Origin of the sequence: Fusobacterium sp., from assembly GCF_019012925.1 — a bacterium.
GTDB lineage: Bacteria > Fusobacteriota > Fusobacteriia > Fusobacteriales > Fusobacteriaceae > Fusobacterium_A.
Genome location: NZ_JAGIRL010000023.1, coordinates 22973 through 37882 on the forward strand (window position 1 = coordinate 22973; position 14910 = coordinate 37882).

Here is a 14910-nt window from a genome sequence, read left to right on the forward strand (position 1 = left end):
CCAGATATTTTAAGATAAAAAAAAGCCAATACACCTTAAAAGTGTATTGACTCATAAAATTGATATACAAAAACAATGCTAGTAGAAAATCTACAAGCTTAGAGTACAATGATACTTAGGCATACTAAAAGATAAGGTATTTATTTGTCTATAAATTGTCCTTAACTTTAATGTCCTTAGTAACATAACTCTCCTCCTTAAAATATTTTACTTGAAATATATATAACATATTAAAATGAAAAAGTCAAATATATTTTTAAATTTTTTTATCTTCTAATAGTTCAACCTTTCTCATATCCTTACCTTTCAGTATATAGATCAGATCAAAAACTAAGTGTAAAATATGATCAGCAAATCTTTCAAATTTCTTACAAAGTACAATAAGATCAGTTCCACCTTCAATATTTTTAGAATTTTTCTTCATAATTTCAACAATATCACAAATATCTGCCCTAGTTAATTCATCAATCTCCTCATCCATAGTCAGAAGAGTGAATAGAGTTTTTTCATCACTTTTTATAAAAGCATTGATATATCCTTCGTAGATATTTTTTGTTTTTTTAGCAATTGGAAGGATTATATCCTTTAGATATGGTTTCATTTCAGGAGAGGTAGTTTCAATATTTTTAATTATTTTTAAGTTTGATTTTAAAATATCTCCCATTCTTTCAATTACTCTAGCACTGTTGATAAGCATAATAAGAAGTCTTAGATTACTAGCTGCTGGCTGAAATCTAGCTATTGTAAAGATAGAATCCTCTTTTATCTTCACTTCAAAATTATTAATAGTATTCTCTGTAACTAGACACTCACCATATAGAGTCTTATCAAAATTAGATCTTTCTAACATCTCAAGATTTATATCTAGAACTCTATTTAAATTTTTCAAAAGTTCAAGATAATGTTCGTTCAAACCTTTTATACTTTCCTCTAAATTTCTCATAAATAAATCCTCCTATCCAAATTTTCCTGTAATATAGTCTTCTGTTTTTTTCTTATGCGGTGTAGTAAAGATAAGTTCTGTTTTATCAAATTCCTCTAGCACACCTTGATAGAAGAAACCAGTATATTCAGATATTCTTGAGGCTTGTTGCATATTGTGAGTAACGATAATTATACTATATTTCTCTTCAAGTTGTCTGATAAGTTCCTCTATTTTAGCTGTTGAGATTGGATCTAGAGCTGAAGTAGGCTCATCCATCAATAGGATCTCTGGATTTATGGAGATAGCTCTTGCTATACATAGTCTCTGTTGTTGTCCACCAGATAATCCAAGAGATGATTTGTGGAGTTTATCTTTTACCTCGTCCCAAAGAGCAACTGATCTCAAAGAGTTTTCAACAATCTCATCAAGTTTATCTTTATTTTTTTCACCATGTAGTTTTGGAGCATAAACTAAGTTTTCATAGATGCTTTTTGGAAATGGATTTGGTTTTTGAAATACCATTCCCACTTTTTTTCTAAGTTCAACAATATCATAATCTTTATCAAAAATATTCTTTCCATCAAAAAGAATGTTTCCCTCATATTTTACATTTGGAATTAGATCATTCATTCTGTTGATAGATCTTAAAAATGTAGATTTTCCACACCCAGAAGGTCCGATTAGTGCAGTGACCTTATTTTTTTTAATCTCCATGTTAATATCTTTTAAAGCTTTAAAATCTCCATAATAAAAGTTAAAATCTTTTACTAAAATTCTAGTGTCGTTAGAATTCATTTTTTCCTCCTAATTTATATCAATTGAATATTATTATTTTTGTGAATTAAATCTATACCTGATAAAAGCACCAAGTAGATTGAAGCTTATTGTAATTACAACAAGGACAAATAGAGTACCACTCATATAAGTAGCTGGCATATTTGGAACTTGTGTTGAAATTACATAGAGATGGTATGGTAGAGCCATAACCTGATCCCAATAAGTTAATGGTAAAAATGGAAGATAGAAGGCAACAGCTGTAAACATTATAGGTGCTGTCTCTCCAGCAGCTCTAGATATACTCAAAATAACTCCAGTTAAAATTCCAGGCATAGCAGCAGGAAGAATAACTTTTGTAATTGTCTCCCATTTTGTAGCTCCAAGAGCTAGGGAAGCCTCTCTTAGATGTTTCGGAATAGCTAAAAGAGATTCTCGAGTAGCAGTGATAATAACGGGTAAACACATAATTCCAAGTGTTAATGATCCAGATAAAATCGAAACATCAAAGTTTAAAAATATAACGAAAAGTGCCATACCAAAAAGTCCGTAAATTATACTTGGTATACCAGCTAAATTAATTATGGTAAGATTGATAATTCTTGTAAGAAGATTATCCTTAGCATATTCTACAAGATAGACTCCAGTCAGTACTCCAAAAGGAACAGATATTATGATAGTTCCCAGTGTAAGCCAAAGAGTTCCAACTATAGCAGGGAATATTCCTCCAGCCCTCATTCCATCACTAGGCATCTCAGTTAAGAAGCTCCAAGATATTGCAGGAATACCTGTATAAAGTATATATCCAATAATTAGAAATATTGGGATTACTGAGATTAGAGTAATAATTTTTATCAGATTCTCTAAAAATTTAGCTTTTGATTTTTTTAAAATAAACATTTTTTCCTCCATTAAAGTTCTCTAGCTTTTCGTATAAACTTTTCAGCGATACAGTTGGTAATGAAACTTATAATAAAAAGGACTATACCAATTGTAAAAAGTGCATAGTAGTGAGTACTTCCTTGAACTACCTCTCCCATTTCAGCTGCTATTGTAGCTGTAAGAGTTCTCACTGGAGAGAGAGGGGAAGTAGCTAAGATAGGAGAGTTACCTGTGATCATAAGAACTGTTAAAGTCTCTCCAATAATTCTTCCAAATCCTAACATAACCCCAGCAAATATTCCTGGAAAGGCTGCTGGTAAAAGTACGTTAAAAATTGTTTCAATAGAGTTAGCTCCCAAAGCTAGAGAAGCTTCTTTATAAGACTTGTCAAGAGCTTCTAAAGAATCGTCAGCTATACTTACAATAGTCGGAATAGCCATAAATGCTAACATGATTCCACCAGTTAAAGCTGTGAGACCACTTGTTAAGTTAAACATCTCCTTTATAGGTCCAGATAATACATATAGTCCAATAAATCCAAGTACAACAGAGGGAATAGCGGACATAGTTTCAATAATTATTTTCATAAAAGTTTTTACTTTTGGAGAAGCATATTCAGCTATGTAAATAGCTGTAAGAATTCCAATGGGAACAGCTATTAAAAGAGCTACAATCACTACCCAAAATGAACCAACTAGAAGTGGTAAAAGTCCATATAGTTCAGAGAGTGATATCCATTTTTTTCCAAAAATAAAATCAGTTATAGAGTATGAGTTAAAAAATTTTATTCCATTTGATAATATGAATAGGAAAATTAAAAATATAATTATAATATTAGATACTCCTATCCCAAAAAGAAGATGCTTCATTACACCATCTTTAAATTTTCTTATGCATTGCATAAAAACCTCCTAAAAAATCTATATATTAAATACATAACTATATTATCTTAACAGTGTAAAAACAGTATTAATTCAATGTAAATTCTGTGTAAAAAAATATTTACATAAAATTTACACTAGATTAATAATCAATTTACATAGACACTGTATATTAATGACATAAACAAGAAATAAAAATTTGGAGGGATAAGAATGAATATCTTAAAAAAAGGGTTGTTTAGTATCTTGATAGTTGGAGGAATGTTATCAGCTTCTACTGTTGCAGAGGCAAGATCAAAAGTGATACAAGCTAAAGGATCAGATACTATATTAAATGTATCTCAATCGATAGCTGAAAACTATATGAAGGAGAACAGAGGAGCAAGAATAGCAGTTACAGGTGGAGGTTCTGGAGTTGGAATATCATCACTTTTAAATGGAACAACTGATATTGCTATGGCTTCAAGAAATATAAAAGAGAAAGAGATCTCTATGGCAAAAAGCAAGGGAATAGATGTAAGAGAGGTGGTTTTAGGATTTGATGGAATAACAATAGTAGCAAACCTTTCAAACCCTGTAAAAGATATTGATGATATAACATTGGGAAAAATATTTAGAGGTGAAATCACTAACTGGAAGGAGATAGGTGGAGAGGATGCACCAATAGTAGTACTATCTAGAGATTCATCATCTGGGACACATGAATTTTTTAAGGAGCATATTATCAGAGAGAACAATACTAAAAAAGAGTTAGAATATGGAGCAAAAACTTTGTATATGCCATCTAACGAGGCAATAAAACAGGAGATAAAGGTTAATAAAAATGCTATTGGGTATATAGGAATGGGTTATATGGATAGCACAGTAGAATCTATAAAAGTAGATGGAGTAGAAGCAACACCAGAAAATGTATCAAATAAAACATACCCAATAGCTAGAGAAGTGTACTGGTATGTGGATAAGAATGCAGAAGAAGATATTAATAAACTTGTAGATTATGCACTTTCTCCAAAAGGACAGGGAATTGTTAAAGAAGAGGGATTTGTTCCTGTAAAATAAAGCTTAAAAAATATAATATATTTATGAAGAGAGGGTATAAAAATGTTTACTTTTTGTGCCCTCTCTTCTATAATTTAGATAAAGAATATTTTTAAATTTGGAGGAGAAATGAAGATCCTAGTTATAGAAGATGATAAGGAGATACAGGAGTTAATTTTATATTTTTTAACTAAAGAGGGATATGAAGTTGATAGTGCTGATGATGGTTTAGAAGGGTTGAAATTATTAAAAGAGAAACAACACAATTTAGTAGTTCTAGATCTGATGCTACCAAATTTAGATGGAAAAAATTTTACAAAAATTGTAAAAGGAATATCTTCAGAATATGGAAATCCAACAATAATTATGTTGACAGCAAAGACAGAGATAGAAGATGTGTTAGAAGGTTTGGAAATAGGTGCAGATGACTATATGAAAAAGCCATTTGATCCGAGAGAATTGGTGTTGAGAGTAAAGAGATTTTTTAAAGATAGTGAGATTAAGAGAGAGAAGGATAGCAAATTTGAGTTCTATAAATTGAAAATAGAAGATGATAGACACAGAGTTCTCTATGATGAAAATGAGATAGAACTCTCTAAAAAAGAGTATGACCTCTTGTTATTATTAGTTCAAAATAAGAACTTGGTAATAACGAGGGAGAAGATTTTGGATAAAGTATGGAATAGTAATTACTATGCTGGAGATAGGACTGTTGATGTATATATTTCTAAGTTAAGAGATAAATTGCCAGAGCTCAGTGAACATATTAGAACTATAAAAGGAGTTGGATACAAATTAGAAGAAAAGAGATAATTATCTTAATATTGATACTGATCTTAGAGGGAATTTTTGTAGGAATAAACTCTAAAATCTTATCAAACCTATATAAGCAAAGAGTGAAACAGATATTGAAAGAGGATACCCTACTTGTAAAATTAATAGCTGAGAGAAATCCAAGAGTAAAGTATCAAGAACTTTTTTCAAATAATGAACTTAGATTTACAATAGTGGATTTGGAAGGAAAAATAATTTTTGACTCTAAAAAAACTGAGGAAGAGGAGAAGAGAATGGATAATCATCTTCAGAGATTAGAGATTCAAGAAGCTATTAAAAATAGCGAGAGTTTTACGGTGAGAAGTAGTGATACACTACATAAGATGATGGCTTATTATGCTATCTTAGTGAGAGATATAAATGGTGAAGAGTATGTATTGAGAACTTCTAACGATTATAGTAAAGAGGTATTACAGATAAGAGAGTTTCTTTTAATTCAGATACTATTTTTTATAATCTTAAATTATGTGATACATTTTTTCTATAAAAACTATATAAAAAGAGATTTCTATAATAAAATTGAAAAAATGAGATGTTTTCTTAAAAGTGGAGAGATGGAGAAGGTAAATTACTCTAAAGATGAGTATTGGTTATTTCAATTTTGGGATATTTTGAAAGAGTGGCAGGAGAAAAATCTAAATAATATATCTAGATTGGAGAAAGAGAGAAGAGTTTTATCTGAAGTCTTACATTCAGTAGATCTTTTTATTGGGTTATTAAATGTAAATGGAAGCTTTATAGTAAAGAATACATCTTTAAAATATATAATAGATCCCTATGAAGATGATTATTTAGGGGCAGTAAAACATATTGAGATAATAAAACATATTAAAGATGGAATGAGTTCTAAAAAAGATATTAGAGAAGAGCTATATATTCAAAATTTAAAAAAATACTTTTTACTGACAATGAAGTATTTAGAATTTAGTAATAGATATATAATAACAATTAAGGATATAACGAGCACTAGAGAGATGGTTGAGGTTCAGAGAAATTTTATAAACAATGTAAGTCACGAATTGAAAACCCCACTTACAAATATAAAAGGGTATTTGATAGCTTTAGAAGATTGTCCAGATAGTATGAAAACAAGATTTTTAAAAACTATAAAATCTAATGTAGAAAGGCTTGAAAATATTGTTTTAGATTTTTTAAATATATCTAAAATAGAAAATTCTAATCTTGTAAATATCTCACAAATTGGAGTTGAAAAATTAAAAAAAGAGTTACTGGATATTTTAGATAAAAAGATAGAGGAAAAAGGAGCAGAGGTAGAGTTTAATTTTGCACTCACAGATAATAGAGACTATTTGAAAATAGATTTTGAAAAAATATCTATGATCTTAAAAAATTTAATAGAGAATGGAATTATCTACAATATGAATAAAAATCCAAGGGTAATGGTAGATGTATTGGAAAAAGGGGATAGATATTTAATTCAAGTCAAAGATAATGGAATGGGAATACCTATCTATGAACAGGATAAGATATTTGAGAGATTTTATCGAATAGATCAAGCTAGAACTAGTAATTTGGGTGGAACAGGACTTGGACTGTCAATAGTAAAAACTCTAGTAGATAAGTGTGGAGGAGATTTGACAATTGACTCACAGGAGCATATTGGAACTACCTTCTCGTTCTATATTTTAAAATAAAAAGTGGACTAATATGGAGAAAATATGGTATATTAGGAGTAGATAACAAAAAGAAAAGGGGTAGAAGAATGGCAAAATTAAAACATGTAATAACAGCTTATAAAGCTCAAATGAATCCACAAGTAAATGGAGTTATAGATATATTTGGAGAGTTTGATAATCTTATTCAACCAATGTTTCCATTTCCAATGGCAAATTTATCAATAGTTGTAACAGTTAATGAGTTACAAAGACCAACTATGTTTGAAGTGAGAATAAATGCTCCAGATGATACATTAATAACTAAGGGAGAGTTTGGAATTTTACCTGATCCATTCGGTGTTGGAAAGAAAATTTTAGATTTAGAGAAATTTATAGTTGGAGAAAGAGGAAAGTATACAATAGATCTATTTGAAAAAGTAGCTGAAGATAAGGTTAAATTTATAGCTACTGAAGATCTATTTATAGCTGATTATCCACCTCAAAGAAGATTATCTGATGAGGATAAAGCTAAGATATTAGCAACTGAAGGTGTAATTAAAACTGTTAGAACTGAGTTTAAACCAGTAGAGGGAGAATTGATTAAACTTCAAGTAAACCTTGATAAGAGTATGCCTCTTGATGAAGGATATACAGCAATACCAGAAGATGATAGATTGGTTGTTGGAGATAAGGAGTTTAACTTAACAGGAATTAGAAGACAGATAGAGTGGCTATTTGGAAACCCACTACCAAAAGCACCTGAGAAAAAAGAGGAAGAAAAGGAAGAAACTCAAGAAAAAACAGAAGAAAAACAATAAAAAAACCTTGACATAATTAAGGAAAACTAATATAATAGTAAGGTATATTAAACCTTTCCCACAAAGGACCGTTGCGTTATATTAGAACGATATAACATAATTAGGAGGAAATTTTAAAGTGAAAAAGTATACTTTTATGCAAAGAAAAGAAGATGTTGTTAGAGAATGGCATCACTATGACGCTGAAGGGCAAATATTAGGAAGATTAGCAGTTGAAGTTGCTAAAAAATTAATGGGTAAAGAGAAATTAACTTTTACTCCACACATTGACGGAGGAGACTTCGTAGTAGTTACTAACGTTGAGAAATTAGTTGTAACTGGAAAAAAATTAACTGACAAAAAATATTACAATCACTCAGGATTCCCAGGAGGAATAAGAGAGAGAAGACTAGGAGAAATCTTAGAGAAGAAGCCAGAAGAACTATTAATGCTAGCTGTTAAGAGAATGCTTCCAAAAAACAAATTAGGAAGACAACAATTAACTAGATTAAGAGTATTTGTTGGAGCAGAGCATACACATTCTGCACAAAAACCAGTAAAGGTAGAATTTTAATAGGGGGTAAATGACAGTGGCTGAAATGATTCAATATAGAGGAACTGGAAGAAGAAAAACTTCTATAGCAAGAGTAAGATTAATTCCTGGAGGAAAAGGAATTGAAATAAACGGAAAAACTATGGCAGATTATTTTGGAGGAAGAGAAATCCTTTCTAAAATAGTTGAGCAACCTTTAGCTTTAACAGAAACTTTAGATAAATTTGAAGTTAAAGTTAATGTAATTGGAGGAGGAAACTCTGGACAAGCTGGAGCTATAAGACACGGAGTAGCAAGAGCTTTAATATTAGCTGATGAGACTTTAAAAGCTGCTTTAAGAGAAGCTGGATTCTTAACTAGAGACTCAAGAATGGTTGAAAGAAAGAAATACGGAAAGAAAAAAGCAAGAAGATCTCCTCAATTCTCAAAAAGATAATTGCTGGAAAATTACAGACCTCACAAACCTTGTGTTTGTGGGGTTTTTCTTTATATTTAGTTTTTAAAAAAATCTTAAAATTTATATCTATAGGTAACATATAGGTAACACACAGGTAACAAATTTATTTTTCTCTAATCAACTAAAAATAGTATTTTATAAAGAATTTTTAAGAAATATCAAATCTTTTATGCACTAAGATAATTTAACTTTACAATTCTTTAAAAAATATTATTCAATTTCACAAAAAAATGGAAATCTATATATCTGAAAATAGATGTACAAATTTCCTTAAGAAACCTTTTTATTATTTTATTAATTCTACATTTTTTCTAAGCTCTTCAATATCTTTATGTGTATATATTTTTTCAGTAGTAGCATAACTTTCATGTCCAATCATCTTTTTAATAGCTGTAGCATTTGCATTGGCATTACTAAGAAGAGTAGCAAAGGTATGACGACAATCATGAGGTCTATGTTTCATATTTAGTTGCTCCATAATAGGAATAAATTTTTCTCTGTAATAGTTATCATACTTCATTTTCTTTCCTTTAAAATTGATAATCAAATATTGATTATCTTTATTGTATCTCTTTTCTATTAAAGGTAATATTTTGGGATGAATAGGTACTAGTCTATTTTTACCAGCTTCTGTTTTTAATCCTCCTGTCATAGTCATATTAATAAGGTCTATATTTTTAGTTTCAAGTTCTAATAACTCTCCTATTCTAAAACCACTATATATCATAATAATTATAGTATCTGTAAACTCGATATCACTTACATGTTTCCATAGTAACTCTATCTCTTTATTACTAAATGGTTCCCTATTACTTTTTTCTGTTGCTTTTCCAAGGTCAACAAACTCACTATAATTTTTCGTTATAATATCATTTTGCATAGCATAAGCAAACATTTGTCCAAATAGGAACTTTATTTTCTTTTTAGTTGCTTGTCCTTTAGAACATTTATCTATTGCTTCTTGCAAATGTCTAGCTTTAATATCTTTTATTTTCATGTCATGAAGTTTTTCAACATTATTATAGGCAGCTTGATAACCTAGTATAGCTGAATGACTAACTTTAGGATATTTTAGTTTGCTCCATTTTTCATATACATCTTTAAATAAGATATTTGCTAAATCCAAATCATAAGGATTATCTAAATAATCAATCAGAGCCTTTTGTGCTTCTTTTTGTGTAGCATATGTTCCTATTAATTTTCGAATTTGTTTTCCATCTTTTTCCCATCCTTGTGTAACACGTACCATAAATGATTTTCTTCTATTTCCTTTAAGTTTTACAATGCTGCCATTTCCATTAGCCTTTCTCAATTTTATCATCTCCTTTAAAATATGACTTTATTAAAAATACTAGAAATGATATACTCTAATTGCGGTAAGAGTATATTCTCTGGTATTAATTAACCTAGAATATTCTTGAGTCTATTTAGATAGCAGTCTAAATAGGCTCTTTTATATTTAGGTACTCATATAGTCTAGTAGCATTGATATAGTATATCCAATGTTTAGACCCTTCTTTTTTGATAGCACTAGCAAACTCTGGGAACTTACCATGCTGTATAAAGACTCTTAATGTCTGTACAGGTAGCCCTAATAATTGAGCTGCTTTTTGAGTTTTTATTCTTTGCTTTTTCATCTTTATTTTCCTCCTTTCATCTTATGATATATAACTATTGAGATATTAGTTTTAGTCAATAAGATGAGCAAAGTTTACTATTGTAATAGTTTCTTCTCCATCATAGTTAAAACAAAATGAATTTATATATGTAGAAGAGTTTAGATTAAAATATTTTCTTATTTCTTGCTTTAATCTTTCATCAGTATATAATCTCCTATTAATGAACTCATCTTTTGGAAGTTTTTCCCCATATTTAGCTTTAACTAAAATTAATTCTATTAATAACTTATTTCCTCTTTGATAAGCTTTATCTTTATCATAATCAAAACTAATAGAATTTCCTTGCTCATCAAAATGATTTTCCTTACTATATAAAGGATAAAATTCTTGAATGAGAATCATTTTAGTACTTTCTTTATAAATAGTAGCAATAGGTATATTTGCACTTTTTGTTTTGTCATTATAAAACTTCATCTCTTTTTCATTTTCAATTGCTCCAAAGGGAGTAAGAGCTATTTTAAAAAATTTATTGCCACCTTTTAATAAGATTCTATTATCAAGTAAATAAGCTTCGGTAAAATTAATATTATAAGATTTGACTATCTCTAAGATAAATCTCATATTTTTCTTTCTGAATGGTGAATAATGAATATTTTCAGCTATATAATTAAAATGGAGAACTATGTCAGTTAATCCTTCTATTATATATTCTTGTGGTATTACATCTGGATATAAAAGATTTATTAACCCTTTTACAGCTTTTGTTATAATAGAATGTTTTCTAATAGGAATCTCTTTAGAAAGTTGTATATTAATCTCTCTTTCAGAGTTTTTTAAAAATTCAAGGTGTTTAAAAAAGATATTTACATTTAATCCTTTATCTCCAACCTTTAAAAATGCCTCTCTAGTCAAAGGAATAATGTCAGGATGATAAATTAAAGCTGTTTGCCTGTCCAAAATAGCCTCCTGTTTCCATTCTAAAGGAAACCCAGCTAAAATATTTTTTGCTGTAATTTCTTTAAAATTTTTAATTTTATTCTTTCCATTTCCACATTTTATAAGACAACAGTTAGATTCTGTATCTTCAACTCCATATTTAAGGAAACAACTATTTTCCTCAAAGCTTTTTATAGTACTAATAGAGTCAATATTAGGATAATCTGAAAACTCATCTAAAACAGTTATTTCTATCTCTAAAGGAGTCTTCTTTTCTTCAAATTGTGAATTTTTTGAACCCCTTAAAGCTGCATTTGTTGGAGCTTCAGAAATAATATGAGTAGTATTATTTATAGATTTGTACATACTAGTTTTGCCAGTTTGCTTTTCTCCTATAATCATGAGATGTAAATTTTTACAGACATAAGGTAATAGCTCCATTAACTCAATGAAAGAATAATATATACTTCTATAATGTGCTTTTCTTCCAATGGTATTTAGAACAAGATCAATCCTTTGGCTGAATGATTTTCCAACAAATACTGATTGTACTATATTCTGAATTTCATCTTGTGAATAATTTATTACTTGAGATTCTGTTGTAGCAAACTTTACTTTTTCTTTAGTATAATTTTCACAAGAAAATCCCTTATCAACCATTAAAATTTCTGTTAAAGGTTTTGTATTTTCAAGAGTTTTATAGCTGCTTTGAATCTCCTCTTTTTCGTTTTTTTTAGTTCTTGCCATAATTAAACCTCCTCATTTATATTTAATTTCAAATATCCTAGTTCAAGTAATTCTACTAAATTGATGTCACCTTTATAAAAATTATTTTGAATAGTTTGACTATACCTTCTATTTTCTCTCTCCATTTTCCAACTTCTATCTTGTATATATCTAAAATTTGTTTTTGGAGAAAATTTTATAGGGAAAATAATAGGTATAAAGTTATCATTCTCTTTTATTTTTTTTATATCTGTTATACTGATATTTTGATTTAATAATCTAATTAAAATTTCAATGGAACTTAAAGATGCGATTTCTAATCGAGTCTTAAATTTATAATTTTCTATATTCTTTAGAACAAGGATGTCTTCTTTTTTTAACCATTTGATATCAAGTTCATCATAGGTATTTAAAATCTCTTTAAAATTATCAATGCTTGTTTTTGAAATAACTTGATCATCAACAAGTTCATATAGTTCTTCAATTATTTTGTTCTCATTGTCCAAGAAGTCGTTAATCCAATTATAAGTTATTTCAAGAATTTCAACCCCTTTCCCTGTTAAAGGAATTAAATAAGTATATGATTCAAAAGATATCCATGCATAATCTTTTTCTTCTACATATTTAATCCCCCTTTGTTCTTTAATAAGATCGTCCCTTACATCATAAGCTTTCTTTTTGTCATTCCGAATAACAACATATTTTAATACGTTTTCCATAAAAAACCTCCTGTATTTTGTTATATAAAAATTAAAATAAAATTTAGCTATCTTCACTTCTTTTTCTTCCACATTTTTTTTAGTTTTCTGTTAATCTATTTATATAAAGCTTTCTTAATCTTTTAGGAAAGCTCCAAATAAAAAACTATGAAATTTTTATAGAATTATTATATAATATAAATTACTTAGAGTAAAAGTAACAGAAAATTGATAAAATCAAAAATATTAAAAATAATAGAAATTTTTATAGCTAAAATTATAAAAAAATGGGGGAGAAAAATGAAAAAATGAAAAAAAGAGTTTTTTTTATAGAAAAATGCACAAGAGAAAAAGATTTTGAAGAATTTAAAAATATTTTAGAGATAGAATCAAAAAAAGAAAATGAGATAGAAAAAATTATTATTAATTACTATAGTAATGACAAATTAGAAGAGAAAATTTTTTATCTAGATAAAAGAACAAAAATATTAAGAAAAATTGGAGGAATAGATGAAGTAGCCATAACATTTTGTTATACAGAAGAACAAGCAGAATATAAAAGAAATTTTGATATAAGAAATATAGATTATGAAGTATTATTTGAAGAAATTTTATCTATTTTTGATAGAAGAAAAATGAATAAATGTTTTAATTATGATTTAGAAAAAAATGAAATAACAAATATTGCAAGTGAATTAGTAGAACATTTTTATTCTCAAAATAAAGAGAAAGAAAAAATTAGAGAGATTTTAGAAAAAACTATGGAAATGGATATTATATTTTTCAAAGAAATAAAAGATTCTTATAATCAAATTAGTGACTTAAAAGAAAAAATAAAATCTTTTTTTAAGAATGAAACTAAATGGGGAGTTGAAGAAAATACTAAACAAATAAGGAGACTAGAAAATAAATATAAATATTTATATAAAGAAGTAACTCCTAAATTAATAAAAGAAATAAAAAGAAAAAGTATACGTAATTCAACAAAGAAAAGAACAATTATAATAGATATTGATTATTCTAAATTAGAGCTTTTATTTCCTAAACTTACTAAAAAATATTTAAAAGATGTTGAAAATGAAGAAAAAATAGCTAAGTTTTATACCAAGGAAGTTATGAATTTTTCTAGGCTTCAAGAACTTGTTTTAGATGAAACATTAGAAGTTTTACTTGAACAAGAGAAAAAATATTTAGACTATTGCTTAGAAGGACGATTTAATAGTAAAATACAAGCAAATTTAAAAAATGGATTTTATGATTATATATTAGAATATGATTTATATAGTAAATATAAAGAAAAAATTCAAGAATTAAATAGTATAAATTATAATAAAATTTCTGAAAATATATCTAAGGAGATAAATAAAATTTTAGATTATGATGTATTAGAAGCAATAGTAAATTTTTCTGATATTAAATATATCGAAGAGATAGAAAAAGTTCAAAAATTATTTGAAGTTATTTTGAAAAATAATAAAGAACTAGAAGAAAATGAAAAATATTTTAATTTGTCAGAAAGAATATATATAAATTATTCCGAAAAATTAATTAATCTAATAATAGAAATTTGTAATTATAAAATAAAAATTGATGATTTTTATGATGATACTATAGAAGAGGAGAGTATAGAAGAATTATTGTCTAAAGAAAAGTGTTACTCAAAAATTGAAGATTTTAAGTTATTTTATAACTTTTTAGAAAAAGAAGGTTACTTTGAAAAAATTCTTAGTAAAGTAAATAGAGAAAAAAATAGTATAAAAAATAAGGATATAAGTAAAAAGTTAAAAGAATATTATAGTGACAAAATAATAAATTTTAAAGAAATAATTGAATACATATACGATCCTAGTGAATGTATTGATTTAATAATTAAAAGATATGCTGATTATGAAGAAGTTAGATTAAAAAATAGCATTATGGAGACATATTTAATCAAAAAATTTAAATATTTAGAAACAGGAAAGAAAAGATAGGAGAAAGTTTAATTTTTTTTAGAGGATGTGAAGAGTTTTCTGTTAAAAATTATAAAAAATAGGGGCTGTTGCAAACTTAATAGCTATATGTTTTAAAATTAGCTAAAGAGATTTTTTAATCTCTTTGGCTTTTTTATTTTTAAAATAAAAAAAGGTATAAAGTACTCGAAATTTTTTCAAATTTCTAATACAATATACCTA

Annotated in this window: 15 protein-coding genes; 7 read left to right on the forward strand and 8 right to left on the reverse strand. The window is 27.5% G+C overall.

The genetic code is table 11. From position 1 onward, the window contains the following. Window positions 1–256: 256 nt before the first annotated feature. The 4 genes from QZ286_RS03950 to pstC are packed head-to-tail and all read right to left on the reverse strand — an operon-like array spanning window position 257 to window position 3483. Window positions 257–943, reverse strand: a complete 687-nt coding sequence (locus QZ286_RS03950; protein WP_291255678.1) for a PhoU domain-containing protein — start codon at window positions 941–943, stop codon at window positions 257–259. A 12-nt stretch (window positions 944–955) separates the two neighbouring features. Then, on the reverse strand, window positions 956–1720 hold the full coding sequence (gene pstB / locus QZ286_RS03955) for a phosphate ABC transporter ATP-binding protein PstB (RefSeq protein ID WP_291255679.1): 765 nt from the start codon (window positions 1718–1720) through the stop codon (window positions 956–958). Between the two features lie 33 nt (window positions 1721–1753). Next, window positions 1754–2599, reverse strand: a complete 846-nt coding sequence (pstA, locus tag QZ286_RS03960; RefSeq protein ID WP_291255680.1) for a phosphate ABC transporter permease PstA — start codon at window positions 2597–2599, stop codon at window positions 1754–1756. 11 nt (window positions 2600–2610) lie between these two features. Then, the gene (gene pstC / locus QZ286_RS03965; RefSeq protein ID WP_291255681.1) at window positions 2611–3483 is read right to left on the reverse strand and encodes a phosphate ABC transporter permease subunit PstC; all 873 of its coding nucleotides are present in this window, start codon (window positions 3481–3483) and stop codon (window positions 2611–2613) included. A 186-nt stretch (window positions 3484–3669) separates the two neighbouring features. Here pstC and QZ286_RS03970 point away from each other — a divergent pair, with 186 nt between their 5' ends. The 6 genes from QZ286_RS03970 to rpsI all read left to right on the forward strand — a co-directional run bounded on the left by QZ286_RS03970 (window position 3670) and on the right by rpsI (window position 8736). Next, the gene (locus tag QZ286_RS03970; protein WP_367243729.1) at window positions 3670–4521 is read left to right on the forward strand and encodes a phosphate ABC transporter substrate-binding protein; all 852 of its coding nucleotides are present in this window, start codon (window positions 3670–3672) and stop codon (window positions 4519–4521) included. Window positions 4522–4629: 108 nt separating this feature from the next. After that, window positions 4630–5313, forward strand: a complete 684-nt coding sequence (locus QZ286_RS03975) for a response regulator transcription factor (protein WP_291255683.1) — start codon at window positions 4630–4632, stop codon at window positions 5311–5313. 11 nt (window positions 5314–5324) lie between these two features. Then, window positions 5325–6989, forward strand: a complete 1665-nt coding sequence (locus QZ286_RS03980) for an ATP-binding protein (RefSeq protein ID WP_291255684.1) — start codon at window positions 5325–5327, stop codon at window positions 6987–6989. Between the two features lie 68 nt (window positions 6990–7057). Continuing rightward, window positions 7058–7768, forward strand: coding sequence for a hypothetical protein (locus QZ286_RS03985; protein ID WP_291255685.1), 711 nt, complete (start codon window positions 7058–7060; stop codon window positions 7766–7768). 118 nt (window positions 7769–7886) lie between these two features. After that, window positions 7887–8321: a 50S ribosomal protein L13 gene (rplM, locus tag QZ286_RS03990; RefSeq protein ID WP_291255686.1), complete on the forward strand. Its 435-nt coding sequence runs from the start codon at window positions 7887–7889 to the stop codon at window positions 8319–8321. A 16-nt stretch (window positions 8322–8337) separates the two neighbouring features. Then, window positions 8338–8736 (forward strand): 30S ribosomal protein S9, encoded by a 399-nt coding sequence (gene rpsI, locus QZ286_RS03995; protein ID WP_300342942.1) that lies wholly within the window; start codon window positions 8338–8340, stop codon window positions 8734–8736. A 307-nt stretch (window positions 8737–9043) separates the two neighbouring features. Here the strand turns inward: rpsI and QZ286_RS04000 are convergent, their stop codons facing one another. The 4 genes from QZ286_RS04000 to QZ286_RS04015 all read right to left on the reverse strand — a co-directional run bounded on the left by QZ286_RS04000 (window position 9044) and on the right by QZ286_RS04015 (window position 12757). Beyond that, the gene (locus QZ286_RS04000; RefSeq protein ID WP_291255687.1) at window positions 9044–10078 is read right to left on the reverse strand and encodes a site-specific integrase; all 1035 of its coding nucleotides are present in this window, start codon (window positions 10076–10078) and stop codon (window positions 9044–9046) included. 118 nt (window positions 10079–10196) lie between these two features. After that, on the reverse strand, window positions 10197–10394 hold the full coding sequence (locus QZ286_RS04005) for a helix-turn-helix domain-containing protein (RefSeq protein ID WP_291255688.1): 198 nt from the start codon (window positions 10392–10394) through the stop codon (window positions 10197–10199). A gap of 51 nt (window positions 10395–10445) precedes the next feature. Beyond that, a complete protein-coding gene (locus QZ286_RS04010) occupies window positions 10446–12059 on the reverse strand; it encodes a BREX system Lon protease-like protein BrxL (protein WP_291255689.1) in 1614 nt (537 codons plus the stop codon). A gap of 2 nt (window positions 12060–12061) precedes the next feature. Next, a complete protein-coding gene (locus QZ286_RS04015) occupies window positions 12062–12757 on the reverse strand; it encodes a hypothetical protein (RefSeq protein WP_291255690.1) in 696 nt (231 codons plus the stop codon). 287 nt (window positions 12758–13044) lie between these two features. Here QZ286_RS04015 and QZ286_RS04020 point away from each other — a divergent pair, with 287 nt between their 5' ends. Beyond that, window positions 13045–14709: a hypothetical protein gene (locus QZ286_RS04020; protein WP_291255691.1), complete on the forward strand. Its 1665-nt coding sequence runs from the start codon at window positions 13045–13047 to the stop codon at window positions 14707–14709. The last annotated feature ends 201 nt before the right edge of the window (window positions 14710–14910 follow it).

Coding starts and splice junctions, on each gene's coding strand:
- QZ286_RS04015 (WP_291255690.1), bottom strand. CDS start 12,757: ATGGAAAACGTATTAAAATATGTTGTTATTCGGAATGACAAAAAGAAA.
- pstB (WP_291255679.1), bottom strand. CDS start 1,720: ATGAATTCTAACGACACTAGAATTTTAGTAAAAGATTTTAACTTTTAT.
- pstA (WP_291255680.1), bottom strand. CDS start 2,599: ATGTTTATTTTAAAAAAATCAAAAGCTAAATTTTTAGAGAATCTGATA.
- QZ286_RS04000 (WP_291255687.1), bottom strand. CDS start 10,078: ATGATAAAATTGAGAAAGGCTAATGGAAATGGCAGCATTGTAAAACTT.
- QZ286_RS04010 (WP_291255689.1), bottom strand. CDS start 12,059: ATGGCAAGAACTAAAAAAAACGAAAAAGAGGAGATTCAAAGCAGCTAT.
- QZ286_RS04005 (WP_291255688.1), bottom strand. CDS start 10,394: ATGAAAAAGCAAAGAATAAAAACTCAAAAAGCAGCTCAATTATTAGGG.
- QZ286_RS04020 (WP_291255691.1), top strand. CDS start 13,045: ATGAAAAAAAGAGTTTTTTTTATAGAAAAATGCACAAGAGAAAAAGAT.
- pstC (WP_291255681.1), bottom strand. CDS start 3,483: ATGCAATGCATAAGAAAATTTAAAGATGGTGTAATGAAGCATCTTCTT.
- QZ286_RS03985 (WP_291255685.1), top strand. CDS start 7,058: ATGGCAAAATTAAAACATGTAATAACAGCTTATAAAGCTCAAATGAAT.
- QZ286_RS03950 (WP_291255678.1), bottom strand. CDS start 943: ATGAGAAATTTAGAGGAAAGTATAAAAGGTTTGAACGAACATTATCTT.
- QZ286_RS03975 (WP_291255683.1), top strand. CDS start 4,630: ATGAAGATCCTAGTTATAGAAGATGATAAGGAGATACAGGAGTTAATT.